This is a genomic window from Mangrovibacillus cuniculi (assembly GCF_015482585.1).
GTDB lineage: Bacteria > Bacillota > Bacilli > Bacillales > R1DC41 > Mangrovibacillus > Mangrovibacillus cuniculi.
Genome location: NZ_CP049742.1, coordinates 3,135,001 through 3,136,771, shown reverse-complemented (window position 1 = coordinate 3,136,771; position 1,771 = coordinate 3,135,001). Strand labels below are relative to the sequence as shown.

General features: G+C 41.1%; 3 protein-coding genes, 1 pseudogene and 1 riboswitch. All 4 genes and pseudogenes read right to left on the bottom strand.

The genetic code is table 11. The features are described from left to right. Window positions 1-46 precede the first annotated feature (46 nt). A pseudogene (locus tag G8O30_RS15930) lies at window positions 47-184 on the bottom strand (5-(carboxyamino)imidazole ribonucleotide synthase); the annotation flags it as partial. Beyond that, the gene (gene purE / locus G8O30_RS15925) at window positions 171-653 is read right to left on the bottom strand and encodes a 5-(carboxyamino)imidazole ribonucleotide mutase (protein WP_239672980.1); all 483 of its coding nucleotides are present in this window, start codon (window positions 651-653) and stop codon (window positions 171-173) included. The gene purE and the pseudogene G8O30_RS15930, both read right to left, overlap by 14 nt. A 159-nt stretch (window positions 654-812) precedes the next feature. After that, a riboswitch (purine riboswitch) is annotated at window positions 813-914 on the bottom strand. After that, window positions 901-1,176 (bottom strand): NETI motif-containing protein, encoded by a 276-nt coding sequence (locus tag G8O30_RS15920; protein WP_338040643.1) that lies wholly within the window; start codon window positions 1,174-1,176, stop codon window positions 901-903. It overlaps the preceding riboswitch by 14 nt. After that, window positions 1,173-1,715: a DUF2179 domain-containing protein gene (locus tag G8O30_RS15915; RefSeq protein WP_239672979.1), complete on the bottom strand. Its 543-nt coding sequence runs from the start codon at window positions 1,713-1,715 to the stop codon at window positions 1,173-1,175. The genes G8O30_RS15920 and G8O30_RS15915 overlap by 4 nt, the downstream gene beginning before the upstream one ends. Between the last annotated feature and the right edge of the window lie 56 nt (window positions 1,716-1,771).

The window sequence follows — 1,771 nt, the reverse complement described above, 5'->3', positions numbered from 1 at the left end:
TTCAAACGGTTCTTGTATATGTAATCTGCCACCTCGGGCCAGCCGAACAATTCTCTGTCGGATCCCAAATAAAGACGATGTAGCCCATCTGTTTAGCGGAAAAAGTCATCATTCTACCTAACTGCCCGCCACCTATAATTCCAATTGTTTGTCCTGGCTTCACCCAATCTCTAAACAAGTGCATCACTACTTTCTAATGCCTGTTCGTGTTGAGCAGCTCGGAATGATTGTAGTGCGGCTTGATAGGTAGTGTTATGGATTGCTAGGATTTGTGTTGCTAAAAGCGCAGCATTTTTGGCACCAGCTTCTCCAATAGCTACCGTTGCCACTGGAACTCCCGCTGGCATTTGAACGATAGATAGCAAAGAATCCATTCCCTTTAAATATTTAGAAGCGATGGGAACTCCGATTACCGGTAGTGTTGTCTTTGCGGCAACCATACCTGGAAGGTGAGCAGCTCCACCAGCTCCTGCAATGATGACACCTATATCTCTTACTCTAGCAGTCTCTGCATACGAAAACATCTCATCTGGTGTTCTGTGAGCAGATACCACTCTAGTTTCGTATGGTATTCCTAACTGATCTAATAAATCACATGTATTCTTCATCGTAGACCAATCTGATTGGCTACCCATGATAACGCCGACTTTCATGTCATTTCCCCCAATCCACTTTATTGTAGGAGAGAGAGGGAAGCTCGATTTTCCCAAAAGAAAAAACCGGAGCCTCACTCTCTCTAGGAGAAAGCGAGAATCCGGTGACAAAAGAAACGTATAGTGAACCTACACTATCGTTCTCATACTATCATTCGCCAGAAACGTTCACTTCCTCATAGTCCAGCCATTTACGGTAGCCAGGTAGAAACTTATGGGCCATATTCCCAAGATTATATGAGGTCATTTAATTCTCTTTTATCTTACCAATAGTGATGGGGAACGTCAAGCTATTTTCGAACAATTTATACTTATTTTTAACTAATGTTCGTGATTTAGTTCTTTTTACTCCTTCAAAGACAATTTTCTGTCTGATTGGACGATAATCAACTTTACTTCCTTCACGAATTTCTTCAAACACTGGCTCTTCCATACGTCGAACAGGCATAAATCCTTCTTTCGCCATACGGTCTAAACAATCGCCAATCGTCTCGGATTCCAAGACTTCGAATTTCTTCTTCAAGACTGCAGCCTCCCTTTCCGAACAGCTTTTACCCAGAAGCCGCCATGTATCGTTTTCGGTTCATAAGCGATGATAAACGCTTTTGGATCCAACTCTTTAATGGTATCGTACAACTTTAGCTCGTATTTACGAGGAGTGAGGATCTGCATTGCCATACGATCACCTTCCAAACCTTCTGCCGCCCAATTTGTCACGCCATATCCTTTTTGACGTAGCACCTCTGGTAACTGCTTGTCATACTCTTTCGTAATCACATTAACAGTAATATACCCAAGTGCCATCTTTTCTTCAATTTTCATCCCGACAACAACACCAATACCATATCCTACTGCATATGCAATGACATTTTGTATTTGATTTAAATTGTCTAACACCAACCCAAGTCCAATGACATAAATAATAACTTCAAACACGCTGACAAACGCAGCCATATATCGATACCCTTTTAACGTAAGAATCATTCTAATGGTAAAAAATGACACATAAACAATATTGATAGCAAGGATGATCAAAACCATCCACAAACCATTTTCCAGCATACATACACTCCTTTATAAACCTGGCCTTGAGCCTACATTTTACTAAACATTCTAGT

Bases quoted from the DNA above. Each gene is read 5' to 3' on its own strand.
- G8O30_RS15915 (WP_239672979.1), bottom strand. From the start codon at position 1,715: ATGCTGGAAAATGGTTTGTGGATGGTTTTGATCATCCTTGCTATCAAT.
- purE (WP_239672980.1), bottom strand. From the start codon at position 653: ATGAAAGTCGGCGTTATCATGGGTAGCCAATCAGATTGGTCTACGATG.